A 284-nucleotide genomic window follows, 5' to 3' on the forward strand; every position below is an offset into this window, starting at 1 on the left:
ACCCCGGCAACGCACAGCATACCCAGTTCCTCCACCAGCGCGGCGGGGTTGATGACCATGCCGCTGCCCAGCACAGCCATCACCTGCGGGTGGATGATGCCCGACGGGACCAGGTGCAGTTTGTATATTTGTCCTTCCACTGTGACGGTGTGCCCGGCGTTGTCACCCCCGTTGGCACGAGCGGTGATATCCGCCTCCCGGGCATACCAATCGACGATGCGTCCCTTGCCCTCATCGCCCCACTGTGTGCCGGTGATGACCTGTAGAGCCATGCTACCTCCTCT

Annotated in this window: 1 protein-coding gene; it reads right to left on the bottom strand. The window is 62.7% G+C overall.

Annotated elements, in window-relative coordinates:
* Positions 1–284 (bottom strand): adenylosuccinate synthetase (locus MD536_RS21525; RefSeq protein WP_239603840.1); only part of this gene is annotated, 284 nt, incomplete at both ends.

Origin of the sequence: Flavihumibacter cheonanensis (genome assembly GCF_022352215.1) — a bacterium.
In the GTDB taxonomy this organism is placed as follows: Bacteria; Bacteroidota; Bacteroidia; order Chitinophagales; family Chitinophagaceae; genus Flavihumibacter; species Flavihumibacter cheonanensis.